This is a genomic window from Sporomusa aerivorans (assembly GCF_041428895.1).
Classification (GTDB): domain Bacteria; phylum Bacillota; class Negativicutes; order Sporomusales; family Sporomusaceae; genus Sporomusa; species Sporomusa aerivorans.
On the sequence record NZ_CP156926.1, the window covers coordinates 2,035,971 to 2,055,330 of the forward strand.

A 19,360-nucleotide genomic window follows, 5' to 3' on the forward strand; every position below is an offset into this window, starting at 1 on the left:
TATGAAAAAAATTGTTTTAGCATTATTATCCGTTTGTATCATGTTAGGAACGGCCGCCTGCGGCAATTCGGAAAAGCCTGCGGCAACACAGGAAAAAGCAAAAGTACCAACCGAAATTATTGTAGCATCCGGTTCGTCGTCTATTCCGAATACCTATATCGAAAATGGAGTACATAAGGGGCATGAGGTCGATATTTGGAATGCTATTTCGGCGAAAACCGGATTAAAAGTTACATTTGTAACAGGGGAATTTAATACTCTGTTTGGCTACCTGGATTCAGGTAAAGCCGATACCGTGGGCAATACCATCACGCTTAATGCGAAGAGAAAAGAAAAGTATGATTTTTCGGAGCCATACGCGTACATTCCCGAGAAGCTGGTGGTTCATTCTGATAGAACAGACATTAAAAACTTAAAAGATATTACCGGGATGAATTGCGGGTTTTCGTCAGGGTCCAATGGCGGCAATTTGTTTCAACAAATTGCTAAGGAGCAGAATATACAAATCAACCTAGTCGCCTTTGACAGCTCTGAATTGCTGGATCAAGCTTTTCGCCAAGGCAAAGTGGATGTCATGATTTTTGCGGGCGCTGAGGCAGCTTATAAAATTAGCAATAAAGCTCTTGATGCCAGAATGGTAGAAGAAAATATTGCTGTTGGTGCTAAAGCTTATCCGTTTGCAAAAGGCAATGCCAAGTCCGAAGAACTGAATAAAATTGTTACAAAAGCTATTAAAGAAATGCAACAAGATGGAACGCTGGAAAAAATATATACTAAGTGGTATGGAATGGATTTCAGCAAAAAACCGGCTAATGGCAAAATAGCAGAGTAATTATGCGAAACAAGTTGCCTGCCTTATACTGTGGTTATGGCTAGGGCAGGCAACTTGTTTTTTGATTTAATTTAATGTTATGGGTGCCGGCATGGAAAAATATCGTGTTTATTGCATAATGAAGATATAGTACTTTCATGCAAAAGCATAGTCAGGTGAGAGGGTAAATGATTACAATAGAGCATTTAAAAGTGCAATTTGGCGAAACCGTGGTCTTGAAAAATGTAGATATTCAAATTGCTAATGGCGAGGTAGTTGTATTAATTGGCCCGTCAGGCAGCGGAAAATCTACATTTCTCCGGTGTCTGAATTTTTTGGTTAGACCTGTAGAAGGTAAAATTACACTTGATGGAGCTGTGGTTGATGCCAAAACGGTTTCGAAGCGGGAGATTGACCGCATGAGGCTGAAAACGGCAATGGTCTTTCAAAATTATAATTTGCTTAAAAATAAGACGGCGATACAAAACATTATGGAACCTATGGTGACGGTGCAAAAAATGAACAAAAAAGAAGCCGAAGCAGTGGCTGTCAGCTTACTGGAGAAAGTGGGGCTTTTACATAAAAGAGATGCATACCCCAAGGAAATGTCGGGAGGACAGCAACAGAGAGTCGGAATAGCAAGAGCCTTGGCTGTAAATGCCAATGTAATTTTATTTGATGAACCAACATCATCTCTGGATCCTGAATTGGTAGGAGAGGTCCTAGGGGTCATCAAGCAATTGGTAGCAGAACATAATAAAACGATGTTGATTGTGACGCATGAAATGAAATTTGCCCGGGAAGTGGCAGATCGGATTCTCTTTTTAGAAGACGGTGGTATTACAGCTATGGGAACACCGCAAGAAATATTTGAAAACTGCTCAAATGAAAGAATTAAAAGATTTATCAATACGATTAATTCTAATTAAATAACAATATTGATACGAGGATGAATCCATGAATTTTGATGTCTTATGGTTTGTTAATCTGTTTCCCATTGTTTTACCCGCGCTGGAATTAACGATTAATATGTCGCTGATGTCTCTGGTGCTTACCGTCTTACTGTCTGTTTTCATTTCGATTATCAGGCACTTTCGGATACGGGGACTATCGGAATTTTTTGGTGTCTATATTACCCTTTTTAGAGCAACACCGTTGGTGGCACAGTTGTTTATACTGTATTTCGGTCTTCCCTCAATCATCCCGGCCATGAAGTCGATGAGCGCATTTCAGACAACCGTACTTGCTCTTACGTTAAACACATCGGCGTTTATGGCCGAAACACTCAGGGCCGCTATTGAATCGGTTGACGGGGGGCAGCTCGAAGCCTGTTATTCCATGGGAATGACACGATACCAGACGATGGTGCGTGTGGTGCTGCCACAGGCCTTTGTTGTTGCGTTGCCATCGCTTGGCAACCAATTTATCGGAATCATTAAAGGCACCGCTTTGGGATTTACCGTTGGACTTGCGGATATCATGGCCAAAGCAAAAATCGCAGCGGCGCTGGATCTTCGTTTCTTCGAAGCCTATTTATGTGTCACGCTGATTTATCTTGTGATTGTGGTTTGTGTTGAAAAAATGCAAGGGATACTGGAAAGACGGTTGCAGAATTTTTATTAAAGGCCTGCGTGATTTGTGGCGTCGTGTTTCGCCCTGTGAAGTCATGTGGGTGGATTTTCAGGGCCGTGCCTTATCACAAGTCTGTTCAGTGTAGTATATGCCTAAAAAGCTTCGCCGTTATACCCGATACGGAGAACCGTATCATTGGTAACGGTGCAGGAAGAAAGAGCTCCCGTCAAGTATAGACGCTTGACGGGAGCTTTTGTATGTTTAAGGAAGAAAGAGGGATTCTCATGGTCTACCTCAAAGAGAGCATATCATATCAGATTATGAGTGAAGGCTTACTTTTAGAGAATAATCAATTGATTCTAAAGCAATATAATAACTCTTGACCGTAACATAAGTGTCATAGTTTATAATGAAGCCATAGGAGACGGAAAGGAGCTTATCCTGTGTTAATTAGAGAATTATCACGTAAAACGGGTGCGAGTATACGCTCAATAAGGTACTACGAAGCAAAAGGTCTGCTGGCTGCTGGACGTTTGCCGAATGGCTACCGTGAATATGATGATGATGCAATTTCGCGGGTAAAAACAATTCAGTTTTATCTTAGCTTGGGGCTCACGGCTGACAACATTGCAGGAATCATTGCTTGTCCGACTCTGCAACAAAGTGATCGTCCACTATGTAAGGAAGCTTATCAATTGTATAAAATCAAATTACACGAAATTGATGAGCAAGTAAATCTGCTGCATTTTATCAGAGTGCGTTTACAGCAAAGAATAGAAGCCTTTGAACAGTCGATGGAGTCTCAAGATTCAGGGCATTAGGAGGCCTTTACCGATGATTATTGACAGTCATGCTCATGTCGTGCTGCCGCCAGAGAGGCAAATACAATGGATGGCCGAGGCTGGGATTGATCAGACAGTTCTTTTTACCACTACGATACATCCAGAGACAGCGACCACGTTACAGGCGTTTGAAACAGAATTGAATATTCTATATGACATCTTAAACGGAGTGAAAAATCCCTTGCCGGAAAGAATTCAGGCTATTGAAGAACTTGCCGGAGTAATCCAAGCAAATCCTGAGCGATATATTGGCTTCGGACCAATCCCTTTTGGCTTATCTTATTCAGAAAACCTGGAGTGGATCGAGCGATATATAATAGCCAATAAGTTCAGGGGGATAGGGGAATTAACACCTGGATCGGGCCAGGTAGAGAAGCTGGAGGTATTATTTCACGCCGCTCAAGAGTTTGATAATTTGCCGTTATGGGTGCATACTTTTTTTCCATTAAACGGCAGTGATATCAAGGATTTACTAACGTTAGCAAAACGTTATCCTCAAGTACCGACAATATTGGGACATATGGGCGGTATGCATTGGCTAGATACTTTAAAAGCAGTCAAAGAAATTCCCAATGCTTATTTAGATTTATCCGCTACAAATACGACAATAGCTCCCTCCTTTGCCATTCGGGAATTGCCTGAAAGGACCTTTTTTAGTTCAGATGCTCCGTATGCTTCGCCATCAATAGCAAAAATTATTATAGAAAAATTGGTAGCAGACCGATATGTTTTAGATCAGGTTTTGGGAGAGAATATTGCGAGACTTCTACAAATATAATTCCAGTATGCAATTTATTTAATTCATTCGATAAATAGGAAGGTACCGTTAAGCTTTTTTCTCAAATTTGACCTTTATATGTTATACAACGCTTCGTAACGAATATAGGCCTAGTTGGGTACAGTGTGTCGTCTAGATTATATTTTTAAGTTTAACCTATTATCTTGTAATTTAGGTGTTTCTGGAGGTTCGGGGTGATTGTAAAAATAGACGTAGGACAAATAATTTCCTTATGTCTATTTTTACGTGTTTTATCATGTTACTGAACGTCATTTAAAAGCTCGCGACCCCAGTAGTTGTAAGTGTTTTTTAGGGATATCCAATGTCATGTAATGGAACGAAGTATTGGCATGCTATGGAAGAAGAGGATGCTTACGAAGCCTTGAAATACAAGGTGTTTCCCATTTAATATGACATAGGTGCCATGTTCATTAAAGTAACATATTCGCTTAAGATTAGTCGGGAGACCGTATCACTGGTAACGGTGCTGTTTATTTTGCCTCAAGACCTGTATTTGCAGGGAGTGAGAGCTTTTTTTATGCGAAAAAGGAGAAGTGCCCTCATTGTCTTGCAATTGAAAACGTATGGAAAGGGAGAAAAAAAGTAGGAATTAGAAAAGGGCTTGTAGTGTTACGCGATCCTAGTATACTGATAGTAACGTCGCCGTAAATAAATAGCATAGGAGAGGTTTATTTATGGGACAATTTGAATTAAGAGCAATTGGGAAAGTTCAAGTCGATGATAATGACATGAAAGTAGTATTGGATAAGAAATATATTCCTGCTATTACGAAGCTTGAGGATTTTAAGTATATCAATGTGTTATGGTGGTTTGACAAATATGATAATACCGAATCCAGAGCAAAACTTATTGAAAAGAATCCTTACAAAAATGCACCGGAGGTATTAGGAACTTTTGCAACACGCGCCCCAGAGCGGCCAAACCCTATTGGGATTACATGCAGTTATGTTACATATGTTGATTATCAGAATGGGATTATCGGCTTAGCCTATATAGATGCCGATAATGGGACACCTGTCTTGGATATCAAACCATACACACCCAGTCTGGATAGAGTAGAAGTGCCATTAATGCCAGACTGGTGCTCTAACTGGCCTAAAAATCTGGAAGAGTCTGAAGATTTTGATTGGAGTTCAGTCTTTACCTTCTAACTTATAATAGTTCCGTCCCTGCGAGTCCAGGATTATGATAGATTGAGAAGGGGCAGCGAACCTGCCCCATGTCCCTTCTGCGCTGACCTTATTCTGTTGTTTGCCGCAGCGATACTGATTTGGTTATTGCCCGATACTCAGGGATAAGTTTATTTTGCTATAAAATTTTCTCGTTTAAAGTAATGTATTTAGAAGTATTCCCCGGTGACTTTCGCAACTTTTACCGCACAAACTTTATATTCATAAGTTTTAGTAACTTTGTCACCGCATCCACTTGTGATTTCATTTGTTGGGCATTCTGGGTAATGGAAAGACATCCAGATTCCACCAGGCAATACGTCATCAGTTACCCAAGCTTTGGCTTGTACTGCACCTCGGCGCGATGTGACGGTGATAAAATCTTGATTAACGATATTTAGACGTTTAGCATCATCAGGATGAATCATGGCACGTTCTTCGGGACGGTAATCCGTCAATTGCTTAGAATAACCAGCCGTAGTTATACAATAATGATAGAGAATACGTCCAGTAGTAAGCAAGAAAGGATATTCGGCATCTGGTAATTCAGCGGGTGGCTGATGTTCGATGGCTTTAAACACGCCCAAGCCACAGGTGAATTTGCCGTCGACATGGAGATACTGGGTGCCGGGATGCTCTTTATCCGGTACTGGCCATTGTAATCCGTTTTTATCAATTCGCTTAAAGGATAGGCCGGCAAACATCGGACTTAATGAAGCCATTTCATCCATGATTTCACTGGGGTCGTTGTAAGACATTTGATAGCCCATTTTATTTGACAAGTCTCTTATGATTTGCCAGTCAGGGCGACTGTTGCCGATAGGGTCAATCGCCTGACGCACTCGCTGCACACGGCGTTCGCAGTTGGTAAAAGTACCGTCTTTTTCAGCAAATGAAGCGGCGGGCAGTATAACATCAGCCAATTTACCAGTCTCGGTCATAAAAATATTTTGTACCACCAGAAACTCCAGATGCTCAAAACCTTTACGCACATGGTGGGCATCGCCATCAGAACGTATGGGGTCTTCTCCCATAACATACATGGCTTTTAGTTTGCCCGCAATGGAGGCATCAATCATGTCCGGCAACATATAGCCGATTTTATCGGATAGTTTTGCACCCCAGGCCTTTTCGAATTTTGCGTGTATCTGAGGGTCATTTACCTTTTGATAGCCGGAATAAACATTAGGTAAAGCGCCCATATCGCAGGAGCCCTGGACATTATTTTGTCCACGCATCGGGTTTACACCTGAATAAAGTTTTCCCACGTTGCCGGTCAGCATGGCTAAGTTGGCCAAACTCATAACGTTATCGGTGCCGCATATATGTTCTGTGATGCCCAGAGTATAGAATATGGCAGCACGTTCAGAGGTGGCATACATTTTAGATGCCTCAAATAATAAATGCTTAGGCACACCAGTTATTTCCTCAACATATTCAGGGGTATATTTTTCAACGACCTCAGCCATTTTGGCAAAATCAGTGGTATTCTGATTGATAAATTCCTGATCGTGCCAGCCGTTTTTCAGTATAATACGCATCATACCATTAATAAGAGCAATATCCGTGCCTGGCGTTAGCTGCATCCACACGTGAGATTTAGCCGCCAGTTCGATCCTGCGCGGGTCGGCAACAATCAGTTTTGCACCGTTACGGAGAGCTTGACGCATTTTAGCACCAATCGCAGGATGTGCTTCGGTAGGGTTGCCGCCGATTAAAAATATCACTTTACATTGAGATATTTCATTAATTGAGTTGGTCATTGCGCCAGAACCAAAGGAAGCTGCTAGTCCGGCCACAGTAGGAGCATGACATATACGGGCGCAATGATCAACATTGTTCGTGCCAATAACTGCGCGCATGAATTTTTGCATTATGTAGTTTTCTTCATTTACACAACGAGCTGAACTGACTGCTGCCAGTGCGTCACTACCATATTTATTTTTAATTTCAGTAAATCTAGTAGAAATTAAATCAAGCGCTTCATCCCAAGAGGCTTCCACAAATTCGCCATTTTTCTTAATTAACGGTGTCGTCAAACGCTCAGGGCTATGAACGTAGTCGGTACCAAAGCGCCCTTTTACACAGGTAAGCCGGCCATTGACCACACTAGTTAGATTAGAAGTCACGCCAATTAATTTACCGTCTTTGACATTTAGGTCGTAGTTGCAACCAGCACCACAGAAAGGACAGGTTGTTTTAACCTTTTTATCGGGTCTCCCTACACCGTTCATTGCTTTTTCAGTTAAAGCACCGACAGGACAAGCGGACACACAGGTACCGCAGAATACACAACTGGAGGTGTTGACCATATCCTCATCAAAAGCCGGCGTTACTTTGGTATTGAAACCACGTTCAGTCCAATCTAGAGTATTGCAACACTGAACTTCCTTACAAACACGTACACAACGCCCACAAAGGATACACTTATTGTTGTCCCTAATTATGAAAGGATTGCTATCATCTATGGCAAATTGGCGGCGTTCGCCCCCGTATTTAATTTCTCTAACACCAAGTGTGCTTGCCAAGGCTTGCAATTCACAATCTAGATTACGCTGACAGGAAAGACATTCCTGTGGGTGATTTGCCAGCATTAGTTCGACGACGCTTTTTCTTGCTTCACGAATAGCAGCAGAATTAGTGTGCACAATCATTCCTTCTGACACAGGATAAGTACAGGCCGTAACTAATCCCCGTACACCTTCAACCTCAACAACACAAACTCGGCATGACCCTTCAGGTGTTAAATCAGCAAGATGGCATAAAGTTGGGATGTTAATACCAACACTACGGGCGGCATCAAGTACAGAGGTTCCTTTGTAAGTTTGCATAGGTAGGTTATCAATTATAGAGTTGACCTTTTCCATGACAATATTCACGCTCCTTAAAAAAGTCGTTAGATAAAAGACTTTTGTGGATTGTTTTAATGCAATGATACATAATTATTGCGATAGATAATACTTATTACAATAGTTGATATTTTCTATAGCTGATAATAAAAAAAATTCAGATTTATAACTCAAAGTTTTCATAATAATTTTCCTTGGTTATTCACGCTCCTTTACGAAAGTTTAACTAGACAAAAAAAATCATGTCCCTCCTTATTGCTATAATACGCTCTCGGGAAACTCGAAAGCATTTATGGTTCAAGGTTTTTAGCCTTGGACTTTCAGACTTCGTTAAGCAGCAATTGCAGCTACATTATCTGAAATGGGGTTCTATCACTCTTGTTTTGGTTAATGAAAAAGCGTTGGCTTTCGTCTGGTCTGCCATGTTTTCTTCCTTCTTACACTACCTTTTCGAGATCAGTCTAAAATATTAGGATGTTTTCTTTTTAAAACTGGAATATTTTCAAATTTCAGTACATCATAAATTTATTTTAATTATAATTGATAAATAAATCAAATTAGTTATTTCTCAATGGTAAAAATTTGCTGCCGAAAGGAATGATTTTTCTGAATTTAAAAGAAAAAAGTCTATTAAAAACAGGATATATATGCAAATCTCCCGTTTTTTTCCTTATTTGGTGGTGTTGGATGGATGATTTCGATTTTGACGGATTTCGCACTTCGTTTAAAGGAACATGGCAAGGCATTGGGGAAATTTTATGGTACGATTACCAAAGCACATATCACGACCTCTAGTAGAAAATTTGATATGTTTGGTGATTGGGTCTTCATAAAAAAGCCACAAATACTTTTTGCTTATCGTAATGGTAGAAATCGAAAGTGTTCTGATGAATTTTACTATGATGTAAAACGGTAATAGAGACGGAAAGATACGAAAGGACATCTTTATAAATAAGCTAAGGTTAAGGGGACTGGGTAATGACAATGAACACGAGATGTCAACAACCCCGTTCCCTTAACAACTCTTGGTGGATTAGCCGATGACAATATAGAAGAACTTATTACTTTACTATTGGCGATTGGGCAAAACCATCCAAAATGGAAGTTTGCACAAGATTTATGAATGGTTGAAGCACCAGTCAATATGACGATCTGGGCCATGAATAGCGAAGAGTATTGCATGATGTTATTACCAGAAGAATACTGAAGTATGTTAAGACAGTGATAAAGAACTCAGGATACCGCTAGAATGGTAACTCCTGAGTTCTATTTATTTCTAAATTTAATTTTTTACATATTATTCCTTAGGGTATATACTTTTATTATAGTTTGTTAAACCTACACTGTATCTAGAGGTAGTATTACAATATAAGGTTGTGAGAGGTATGGAGAAATGCATTAACCGAGAGCGGTACTATTATATTGATTGGTTGAGGATACTAGGAATGATTTGCGTATTCTTTTTTCATAATACTAGATTCTTTGACCTTATGGATTGGGAACTGAAAAATAAAGAGACTTTTTTAGAACCTACAGTCTTTGTTATGTTCGTTAATTTCTGGATAATGCCACTGTTCTTTAGCTTGGCTGGTGTAGGGACTAATTTGGCATTAAAGGTCAAAACGACAAAGCAGTACATTCGAGACAGATATTGGAGACTTGTTATTCCTTATATATTTGGCATATTTATTCTTATACCGCCGCAGAGATATGTGGAGTGTTTGAGCAAAGGTAAGTTTTCCGGAACATTTTTAAATTTTTTGTCGTGGTATCCAGAGCATAAGTTGCTTATCGGAAATTTCGGCTTTAGTCCGGTTTGGTTTGGAGAACCTGGGACTCATTTATGGTTTTTGGCCTTTTTATTTATTTTTTCGGTACTTGCTTTGCCTATTGTACGTTATCTGAGAAGCGAAAGCGGCGTGAACCTTATGAAACCTCTTGGGACTGCTTGTGAAAAAATAGGAGGCATATATCTTTTTGTGGTACCGCTTGCCTGCACTAAAATATTATTACAGCCTATTTATCCGAAATATTCATCATGGGCAGATTTTACATTTTGGTTCTTAATTTTTATTTTTGGTTACCTATTGTTTTGTGACAAGAAGTTTATTGAAAGTGTTGAACGACATAAATACATTTCATTAGGAATTGGTATGCTATTTCTTGTAATATTGTTAGTGCTCTTTACCTCTTTTTTGGATTATTTGAAAAGCTGGTGGGATCATCCGGACTATTCATTAGGTTGCATATTTTTTCATGTAATGTGGGCTATTACAACATGGTCATGGCTGATGTTTTTCTTGGGAGCAGGTAAAGCGTTCCTGGACTTTGAAACTACATGGTTAAGTAGAATTAATGAAGCGGTGATGCCGTTTTATATGCTACATCAGACGATTATTTTGCTGATAGGTTTTCAGATCATACAATGGAATACTAATGCATGGTTCAAATATATCGCGATCAGTTCCTCTGCATTTATTGTTATCATTGCAATCTATTATTTAATGATAATAAAGTTTAATTGCTTACGTATATTATTTGGAATGAAACCTCTTGGATGTGTGTTACTTCACAAAGCTATGTAAAGGGAATAAACTAAGCTGTTGATAGATGCAACTAAATAATTATGTTAAACCTTTGTCAATGATTTGAAGGGTTACAGGAATATCAAAAAGTGTAATAGATAGAGTATAGACGCAGACGAATGGACAATGAACCTGTCCCCGCGTCCCTTTAATTAATAGGCTTTTGGGATAAAATATTACTTAAAGCATGTTCAGGCAATTGGAGCAGCAATCCCAAACATACTTCTCACAGCGCCCGAACTCGGTTTAGGAACTTGCTGGATTGGAGAAATATTAAAAAATAGTCTTAACTTGAAAAATATATAAACGAACTCAACCTTTGACAAGGATTGGTCAGAGGTTGTTTTTAATGGATTTTTCCCTGTTCTTTAATTTATGGATTGTGACAGGATATTTTACTGAGATTATAGAATTGTAAATTAATTTATAATCCTTTTGGGAAAGAATTCGAAAAAGAGGATAAGGAAACTCGTTGCAGATACGTTCTGGACGTAATTTCTTTTGCAGCTTAAGCTGTAGTCATTGTAGTGAGGAATTGGACAGGAACATAAACGCTGCAAAAATGAAGGTCCCAAGAAGCCCCCGCCTCTAGGTGGTGGTAGTATGTTACATAATACACATACAGAGGAAGACTTATGAAGAATGTAATTTGTAAAAAAATATACCTTGAATTGAGAACGCCGGGTAACGGAGATTTTGTGGCCGACATTGACAGAATCCTTCAAGCTTTAAAACCGGAGTATGGAGAGGTTCAAATTTCTATTGAAACCATTAAATTGTCCTATAAGCTGCTGCGGGATTTTGACTGGAAGCTCACAGTTACCTTAGTACAAAAAGGTTTTGCCTGGGAAATTGTAAACCTTGAGAGGGGAAATACTTCAGATAAGAATTTTGCTTATGCAGCTGATCTTGGGAGCACAACGGTTGTCATGCAGCTGATCGATCTGAATACTGGAAATATTTTGTGTGAAGAAAGCGGGGTCAATCATCAAGTCCGCTTTGGTGAGGACATCCTTAGTCGAATCGTTTACGTTAAGGATAATGATGCTCATTTAAGGGAAATCCAGCAATGTACGCTGCTGAATTTTATTGAACTCATGGATAAAATTCAAACTGCGACAGGCATTTCTCCGGACAAATGCGGTACATTCATTATCGGCGGCAATACTACCATGATTCATTTTCTGTTGGGGATTGATCCTTGGTTTATTTTCTATACTCCTTATACGCCAGCTTTTAACCGGAGCGGTTTCTTTTTTGGCCGTGAAATAGGCTTACCCTTTAATGGATTAGTATACTGTTTTCCTTCTACAGCTAATTATTTAGGTGGCGATATTATCAGCGGGCTGTTGGCGTCCAAGATGTATGAACAAAGTGAACTGGCTCTCTATATGGATATTGGAACAAACGGCGAAATGCTTTTGGGCAACAATGAATTTCTGATTTCAGCTGCGGGTGCGGCAGGACCTGCCTTGGAAGGCGGTATCAGCAAGCAGGGAATGCGGGCGAAAGCAGGGGCGGTAGATTCGGTGCAGATTGTTCAAAATCAGTTGAAGATTACTACAATAGAGAATGCAAAGCCAGTGGGTATATGCGGTTCAGGGATTGTTGACCTTCTTGCTGAAATGTTGCTGGAAGGCTGGATTGATTACTCGGGTCGGTTTATTCCCGGCAGATCAGAGAGAATCCTTATGCGGGACGGAGAATATGTCATTGTTTACGCATGGGAGTACGAGTCAGCCTTAAATGAAGATTTAATATTCAGTCAGGCTGATATTTTAAGATTTATGGATACAAAAGCGGCAGCGAACACCATGGTAGCGTTTTTAGTGGATACATTGGGTATTACACCGGATAAGATTCAACGGGTATATCTGGCCGGAGCCTTTGGGACCTACATAAGTATTGAGTCAGGAATTACCATTGGGTTATATCCCGACCTGCCCAGAGAAAGGTTTGTTCAGCTAGGAAATGGCTCTATAAAAGGAGCCTGCAAGTTGTTAAAAGATGCAGATCAATTATTGGTTGTAGAAGATCTAATTAGCAGTATAATCTATCTTTCCTTAGCTGAGGCACCGGATTTTCTGAATAAAATGTTAGCGGCCAAATTTTTGCCCCACACGGATTTTTCATTATATCCCACGGTCATTGAAAAGATCAAGAGCCGTAAATACTTGGAAAGTAGTTCCCGTTAATCGTCTTTCCATCGACAGGACAATCCCTAACTGGCAACTAATAGATCTTTATAATTAGCAAGGGTTACAGGAATATCAAAAAGTGTAATAGATAGAGTATAGACGCAAACGAATGGGACAATGAACCTGTCCCCGTGTCCCTTTAATTAATAGGTTTTTGGGATAAAAGACAAATTAAGAGGCGATGGCATGAAAGAAATGAGTTTAGAAGAATTGTGGCAGCTTTATCCTATTATTCTTAAAGACCATAACCCAAATTATCAATCGTGGTACGCCGAGGAAAAGCAGCGGCTACTTCACATCCTGCATGACTACGATATTTGTCGTATCAATCATATAGGAAGCACGTCAGTTGAAGGACTTATTGCGAAACCAACCATTGATATTCTATTGGAATTACCTAAAGACTATGCTGTGAATGACATTGCTCAGCTGTTGCAGAACGATGATTGGATTCTAATGCAAAAAGATGATAAACAAAGAACGCTTGATCTGGGAAAAGGATATACGCCCAACGGCTTTGCAGAAAAGGTATACCATCTTCATGTGAAACCGTTGGGAGATTGGAACGAACTTTATTTTAGAGACTATCTGCGACAATACCCTAATGTTGCACGGCAATACGAGGCGTTGAAGCTGGGGCTTAAAGAGCGATTCGAACATGACCGTGATGCCTATACCTATGCAAAGTCGGATTTTGTCATGGAACAATCTCAAAAGGCTAAATTGGAATTTGCAGGACGTTATTTGCCACCTGAACACTAATTCGCCTTTCAAGCAGTAGACGCCCTAATCCGTTCTTTGGAGGAGGTCGGGGGTGCGGGGCGCGCAGCCCGCAAAACTTCCGATAACCGCCGCGCCAGTGGAGCCAGTTTTGCCGTAAAGTGTAGCGCACGAAAATGAGGAATAGGATTGACTTTTATAAAAGAGAAACTCCTGCTAAATTTTGTATGAATTTGGCAGGAGTTTCGTAGTTTCAGCCGGAAAATAAAAAACAGGGAAAAATAGTGTCAATAATGCCGTCTGCGGGACATGGGGGAAGATCAAAAAGCGTAATTGGCCGGATATAATAGAGACGATGAACCTGTCCCTGTGTCCCAGGTAATTGGTGAATTACATGGGTGAGGTTAGAATGGAAATTAAAAAGATTGAAATTGATAAGAAACAAGTTCTTGATTTACTATTATTGGCAGATGAACAAGAAGACATGATTGATAGGTACTTAGACCACGGGGATATGTTTGCTCTATATGATGGTGACTTAAAGAGTATCTGTGTGGTAGTATGTGAACCTAATGGTATTTGCGAACTAAAAAATATAGCCACTTATAGACAATATCAGGGTCAAGGTTACGGTAAATATCTTGTAAACTATATTTCTGACTATTATAAAGGAAAATATCAGGTTATGTTTGTTGGCACTGGGGAAAGCCCTGTCACTATTTCGTTTTATATGTCTTGCGGATTTATACAATCTCACCGGGTCAAGAATTTCTTTACGGACAATTATGATCACCCTATTTTCGAATGCGGCGTCCAGCTTGTGGATATGATTTATCTTAAAAAAGAATTATAAAATATGAAGATTATTAAAGCCCAACAATTTATTTTCTTTCCCCATATTCCAGTTAGAGTGTTAGAGAAGCATTAATAGGATGTCAACAACCCCGTCCCCGTGACACGTCCAGGAACGCCATGCAGTATTTTTCGGAAAGGCATCAAGGTGTGAAAATCCAGTTCTGATAAGACTAAACGATAAGGATAATTTTAGGGCACTATTTAGAAGAGACTTTCCTCCTGGCAGTAACAGCCTGAATAATAGTCAAAGGGATGAAAACACCTATGAAGCCAGTAAAATCAAGGAGTTCCATTTTGATATGGCAAAGGTGCCATGTTCGTTAAAGTAACAAGCTTAAAGGAAAAATAAGTAAATTATCAAAATGGAGCCTTAGCTATCAATAATATAGCTAAGGCTCTAGTCATAATATAGAACGGGTTAGTCATCAAATAATCTATGGAGGGTAACAATCTATGGTAACAATTAATATGGATAATGTGTCCTTTGCGTTAAGAAGGACACAGAGTTGCTTATGGCTGAAAGAAATCGGAAATGTTTTCTGTGTGTTTGATCAGCAAGATTCCGGGAATATCTCGCCCGGTGTGCAAGCTGGCGAGAAAAAATATTTCGTAAAATATGCAGGGGCACAAACAGCTGAGTATGAAGGAAATATGCAAACTGCTATAGATAATCTTAATAAAGCGGTAGCTGTATACGAGGATTTTTGTATTGTGCGAGAATGAACAAGCCGCAAAAGTCAGTGTTGTTTAATGACTTTGCATAAAGGTTTATTAGAATAATATTTGTAAATGGATAATAATGCCGTTAGTGAAATTATATGATACTATTTGTAGGGTAGGGCATATTTTCAAAATTAGGGTGGTATCGCTGCAGGTAAGGTTGTAATGAATAATGGATTGTTGAGGCATCTGGGTGAACCTGATATTGGCAACATACTCACTTCCTGTGTTTGGATTTGTGTGGCAACTTATTCTATACTGACTGGTGAGTATGTTGTGCTTTGGTTGAATTTAGTGATATAAGCGTTTTTAATAAAAAACAATAGCATTACAAAACTAAATAAATTTCAAATAATTTAATAAAGCGTCATCTGAACTTGGATTACGATATTATAAATAGAAAAACAAAGAAGAATATATTTTATTAAGGAGGACTAGAAAATTATGATATTATATCTTTTATGAACCCTAATAAAAGGGCTGATCATAATATTAGAAACTGTCCTACTATTATTTCCGGTTATATAAGTATCTGAGGCAAATGATTAAAAAATCTACATATTGAGCGTATATGGACTAAAATGAATTTTGGCAATTATTTATTTTGAAATAAGGATTTGCTGTTACTGTATGTGGCTAAGGATCGGAGGTTTAACTGCGTAGTCCAACAGAAGAGATAACACGGAAGGAAAATTATACACATGGAGGTGGAGCTTGAGGGATGGAATTAATTGAAACTGCTACTAGTAGAGAGAGAAACCAGACTGATGAGTGCACTCTCAGGATTACTGAGAAAGAACGGATATTTGGTGGATAGTGCACTAAATGGTAAAAATGGATTTGAAATGGCTTGTACAGGCACCTATGACATTATAATACTGAATCGTACGCTTCCCGAGATGGATGGATTATCCTTTCTTAAAGAATTCCGTGGTTCGGGATACAATACTCCGGTTCTTATTCTTTCGGGGAAGGACTCTCCGCAGGCACGGGCAGAAGGACTAAATCTTGGCGCGGACGATTATTTGGGCATACCTTTTGCTATTGAGGAGCTGCTTGCCAGGGTACAAGCCTTGGTTCGCCGTAAGAACACAGAAATGGTTAAAAATGAATTGGTGGTAGGCAATCTGAAATTCAATCCTCGGAAGCTTCAAATTACTGAGGGGAACAGTGTTACGAGACTGACTTTAAAAGAAGCATTATTACTCGAATTATTCATGTCTAATTCAGAAAAAGTAGTGACGAAAGAACAGATCGCTGAGAAATTATGGGGCTTTTTTGCTGATACTGATATTGCTGCGGTTAACCTTTATGTGCATTATTTACGTAAGAAGATTAAAAATTTTAATTTAAGAACGATACGAGGAATCGGTTATTCGTTAGAGGCAAATTCTACGATGGAATCTGCTAATAATTGAACCGATTAACTAACAGTCAGTGAACGCGTAGGCTCAATAGCTGTTTGGATTTTAGACGAAGAGGGGCTGTCGCATTAACGATACTAATAGTCGTTGGCGGCAGCACGGTTTCTTCTGTCTGCGGTAAGAAAATTTTTCAGATTGTTTTGTGTTTACAAACAAAAAAGCTGCTACACTAAATTTCTAGTGCAGCAGTCCCTTGATTACGGGTGAGTCAGCCTCGGGTTACGTTAACCCAAGGCTGATATTTATTTGAATCGCGTATCCGCCACGTGGATACGGTAGCGGAAATGGCCAGCTATCAGAAAAAGACTTTTGTGCTGCAACAGGCGGTGCAGGCGATGTTGACGCAGGCCAACCAACAGCCGCAGCAAGTACTGAAACTCCTGTCGTAATCGCGTCATAACTGAATAAACAAACCAAGGGCGATAACCTTAGTTGAAACCGGGCAGGACGCTGGGAGTATGCAACAGAGGTTATCGTTTTTTTTTAGGTAGTAAGCCGGCTGGTTATAAAATGCAGGGGTTATTCAATCTATTGCTCCGTTCCACCCGGTGAGTACGAGGCGACGACGGTGTTTGTTAATGCAATTTCATACGGATCGCCGGATCTGAGCTAGAAGGACTATCTTAGTAAGTTCTAATCTACATATTTAATGATTCTTTGGAATTAGTCGGTAACTGATAGATAAGTCAACTATACATTTTGAAAATAAAAACAAACTACATTTTTATTTATTTTATTAATTATAAATAAACTAAATAAAAATATTAAATTTACAATTGGTTAAATTGAAATAGAACTGAGTAATAAAGCGTAATTTGATTAAATGTGACGATAATTTGTTTGGGAAGACAAAAAAAGGTGAATTATTTTAGAAAATAGCGGCGCGCTAGTGTAATGCTACTTATTTGGTTGGAGGAGATTTGAGAATGTTAGTCTTAGGGAGAAAGCCAGGTGAGTATGTCATGATTGGCAAGGATGTCATGATCAAAGTTATCAAAAGCGATGAAGGTGACTTGCGTCTAGCCATTGATGCCCCTAAAGATGTTGTTATCGTGCGGGGAGAAGTTTGGGAAAGACAGGGTCAAATGCAATTGGCAAAATCTAAATAAAAAAGTAGGACGAGCATTTTGCACTTATAGGCAATGGCAAGACATTACTTGGTCTGAGTAAGCGCTATGGCGCTAAGTTACTTTGAATTAGGCATTTTTCTCTTGGGTAGTAAGCCGAGTGGCCATGAGGCTTATTATAAATAAACAGCAAACAGCGAATAAGGAAGTTCGCTTAAACTCAAAAAACAGGGAGGTTTATATCTTATGATTATCAATCACAATCTTGCGTCACTGAACACGTTAAATGTGTTGGGTAGAAATGAAAAAGCTACTCAGTCATCACTAGCAAAACTGTCTTCCGGTTTGCGGATTAACAGTGCAGCCGATGATGCTGCCGGCTTAGCGATTTCCGAAAAAATGCGCGGACAGATTCGCGGCTTGGACCAAGCGAAAACTAATTCCCAGAATGCGATTTCGTTGACCCAAACGGCTGAAGGCAATCTGAATGAAACGTCCAGCATTTTACAACGTATGCAGGAACTTGCGGTACAATCTGCCAATGACACCGCGACAGATTCCAATCGCAAAGAAATTCAAAAAGAAATCGTGCAATTGAAAACCGAAATAGACCGCATTTCTAACACAGCTGAATTTAACACCAAGAAATTGCTAAATGGCGATGTTGGCAATACAGCTAATGTAATGGGAACTAATACGCTTGCTTTCAAGCCGTTGGAAGTTAGTGATTCTGACCTGGCGGCAGATACGTATACGGTGAAAACAGCTAATGCAGCTACCATTGGTATAACTGCAGGAGTGAATACAACCGGTATTAAAAGTGATGGTAGTGAATTCGACATGACTTCAGGAAAAATTTCCGGGCTTAAACTGGGGAATTATACACTGAGTGTCAAATCGGCTGCCGGCGGCAAATTTGATTTTGCGCTTAAAGATAAAAACGGTAATGTTGTAGCTTCAGTTAATGGCAAGGATAATAGTGGTGACATCGAGCTTGTAGGTAATGGGGGCGCCAAGTTTACCATTAAAACAGGCGCTACTTTACAAGCTGGTGAAATGAAATTTAATTTAAACGCTACTTATGCGACTGCCAGTGACTTTTCGATTACCAATAGCCAAGGAACTAGCACATATAGCAGCGCTAAAGATTTGAAAATTACGGACAGTGATTTTGAAGCCGGCGGGATTAAATTCGAAATGACGGTAGATACAGCTCTGGTGAAGGATGCTACCGGTACAACAATAAAAACAACGAATAACGCGCTTACCATGCAAATTGGCGCTAACGCCAATCAAACTATGCAGGTGGCAATCAACAAAATCGATACCAAGACACTTGGTATCGATGGGCTTGACCTTTCAACCAAAGATGGCGCACAGGCTGCTATAACGGCGATTGACGCCGCAACTGACAAAGTATCTTCCGAAAGGGCTAAGCTTGGCGCTGTTGAAAACCGTCTGCAACATACCATTGCTAACCTGACGGCCTCTTCCGAAAACCTGACTACCGCTGAATCGCGTATCCGCCACGTGGATATGGCAGCGGAAATGGCCAGCTATCAGAAGAACCTTGTACTGCAACAGGCGGCGCAGGCGATGTTGGCGCAGGCCAACCAACAGCCGCAGCAAGTACTGAAACTCTTGTCGTAATCGCAGCATAACTGAATACACAAACCAAGGACGATAACCTTTGTTGAAACCGTGCAGGACGCCGGGAGCATGCAACAAGGGCTATCGTCCTTTTTGTTT

The 19,360-nt window shown here is 39.8% G+C and carries 17 protein-coding genes; 16 read left to right on the top strand and 1 reads right to left on the bottom strand.

Annotation, left to right across the window (positions count from 1 at the left end):
• Position 1 precedes the first annotated feature (1 nt).
• The 6 genes from SATMO3_RS09275 to SATMO3_RS09300 all read left to right on the top strand — a co-directional run bounded on the left by SATMO3_RS09275 (position 2) and on the right by SATMO3_RS09300 (position 5,175).
• Positions 2–832, top strand: a complete 831-nt coding sequence (locus SATMO3_RS09275; RefSeq protein ID WP_371380303.1) for a transporter substrate-binding domain-containing protein — start codon at positions 2–4, stop codon at positions 830–832.
• Positions 833–999: 167 nt separating this feature from the next.
• Positions 1,000–1,740 (top strand): amino acid ABC transporter ATP-binding protein, encoded by a 741-nt coding sequence (locus SATMO3_RS09280; RefSeq protein ID WP_371380305.1) that lies wholly within the window; start codon positions 1,000–1,002, stop codon positions 1,738–1,740.
• Positions 1,741–1,768: 28 nt separating this feature from the next.
• Positions 1,769–2,434: an amino acid ABC transporter permease gene (locus SATMO3_RS09285; protein WP_371380307.1), complete on the top strand. Its 666-nt coding sequence runs from the start codon at positions 1,769–1,771 to the stop codon at positions 2,432–2,434.
• Positions 2,435–2,826: 392 nt separating this feature from the next.
• Positions 2,827–3,204 (top strand): MerR family transcriptional regulator, encoded by a 378-nt coding sequence (locus tag SATMO3_RS09290; RefSeq protein ID WP_371380308.1) that lies wholly within the window; start codon positions 2,827–2,829, stop codon positions 3,202–3,204.
• A 13-nt stretch (positions 3,205–3,217) separates the two neighbouring features.
• The gene (locus SATMO3_RS09295; RefSeq protein WP_371380309.1) at positions 3,218–4,003 is read left to right on the top strand and encodes an amidohydrolase family protein; all 786 of its coding nucleotides are present in this window, start codon (positions 3,218–3,220) and stop codon (positions 4,001–4,003) included.
• 695 nt (positions 4,004–4,698) lie between these two features.
• The gene (locus SATMO3_RS09300; protein ID WP_371380311.1) at positions 4,699–5,175 is read left to right on the top strand and encodes an SAM-dependent methyltransferase; all 477 of its coding nucleotides are present in this window, start codon (positions 4,699–4,701) and stop codon (positions 5,173–5,175) included.
• A 188-nt stretch (positions 5,176–5,363) separates the two neighbouring features.
• On the opposite strand, the gene fdhF is transcribed toward SATMO3_RS09300, so the two are convergent.
• Positions 5,364–8,060, bottom strand: a complete 2,697-nt coding sequence (gene fdhF / locus SATMO3_RS09305; RefSeq protein ID WP_371380312.1) for a formate dehydrogenase subunit alpha — start codon at positions 8,058–8,060, stop codon at positions 5,364–5,366.
• A gap of 1,367 nt (positions 8,061–9,427) precedes the next feature.
• Here fdhF and SATMO3_RS09310 point away from each other — a divergent pair.
• The 10 genes from SATMO3_RS09310 to SATMO3_RS09355 all read left to right on the top strand — a co-directional run bounded on the left by SATMO3_RS09310 (position 9,428) and on the right by SATMO3_RS09355 (position 19,261).
• Entirely contained in the window at positions 9,428–10,627 is a 1,200-nt protein-coding gene (locus tag SATMO3_RS09310; RefSeq protein ID WP_371380314.1) for an acyltransferase, read from the top strand.
• Between the two features lie 198 nt (positions 10,628–10,825).
• A complete protein-coding gene (locus tag SATMO3_RS09315; protein ID WP_371381695.1) occupies positions 10,826–10,933 on the top strand; it encodes a nitroreductase family protein in 108 nt (35 codons plus the stop codon).
• 329 nt (positions 10,934–11,262) lie between these two features.
• Entirely contained in the window at positions 11,263–12,822 is a 1,560-nt protein-coding gene (locus SATMO3_RS09320) for an ASKHA domain-containing protein (RefSeq protein WP_371380316.1), read from the top strand.
• 189 nt (positions 12,823–13,011) lie between these two features.
• Positions 13,012–13,587: a GrpB family protein gene (locus tag SATMO3_RS09325; RefSeq protein ID WP_371380318.1), complete on the top strand. Its 576-nt coding sequence runs from the start codon at positions 13,012–13,014 to the stop codon at positions 13,585–13,587.
• A 367-nt stretch (positions 13,588–13,954) separates the two neighbouring features.
• The gene (locus tag SATMO3_RS09330) at positions 13,955–14,398 is read left to right on the top strand and encodes a GNAT family N-acetyltransferase (RefSeq protein ID WP_371380319.1); all 444 of its coding nucleotides are present in this window, start codon (positions 13,955–13,957) and stop codon (positions 14,396–14,398) included.
• Between the two features lie 455 nt (positions 14,399–14,853).
• On the top strand, positions 14,854–15,123 hold the full coding sequence (locus tag SATMO3_RS09335) for a hypothetical protein (protein ID WP_371380320.1): 270 nt from the start codon (positions 14,854–14,856) through the stop codon (positions 15,121–15,123).
• A gap of 728 nt (positions 15,124–15,851) precedes the next feature.
• A complete protein-coding gene (locus tag SATMO3_RS09340; RefSeq protein ID WP_371380321.1) occupies positions 15,852–16,538 on the top strand; it encodes a response regulator transcription factor in 687 nt (228 codons plus the stop codon).
• A gap of 263 nt (positions 16,539–16,801) precedes the next feature.
• Positions 16,802–16,933 (top strand): flagellin, encoded by a 132-nt coding sequence (locus SATMO3_RS09345; RefSeq protein WP_371381696.1) that lies wholly within the window; start codon positions 16,802–16,804, stop codon positions 16,931–16,933.
• A 537-nt stretch (positions 16,934–17,470) separates the two neighbouring features.
• On the top strand, positions 17,471–17,653 hold the full coding sequence (locus tag SATMO3_RS09350; RefSeq protein ID WP_371381697.1) for a carbon storage regulator: 183 nt from the start codon (positions 17,471–17,473) through the stop codon (positions 17,651–17,653).
• A gap of 204 nt (positions 17,654–17,857) precedes the next feature.
• The gene (locus SATMO3_RS09355) at positions 17,858–19,261 is read left to right on the top strand and encodes a flagellin (RefSeq protein ID WP_371380323.1); all 1,404 of its coding nucleotides are present in this window, start codon (positions 17,858–17,860) and stop codon (positions 19,259–19,261) included.
• The last annotated feature ends 99 nt before the right edge of the window (positions 19,262–19,360 follow it).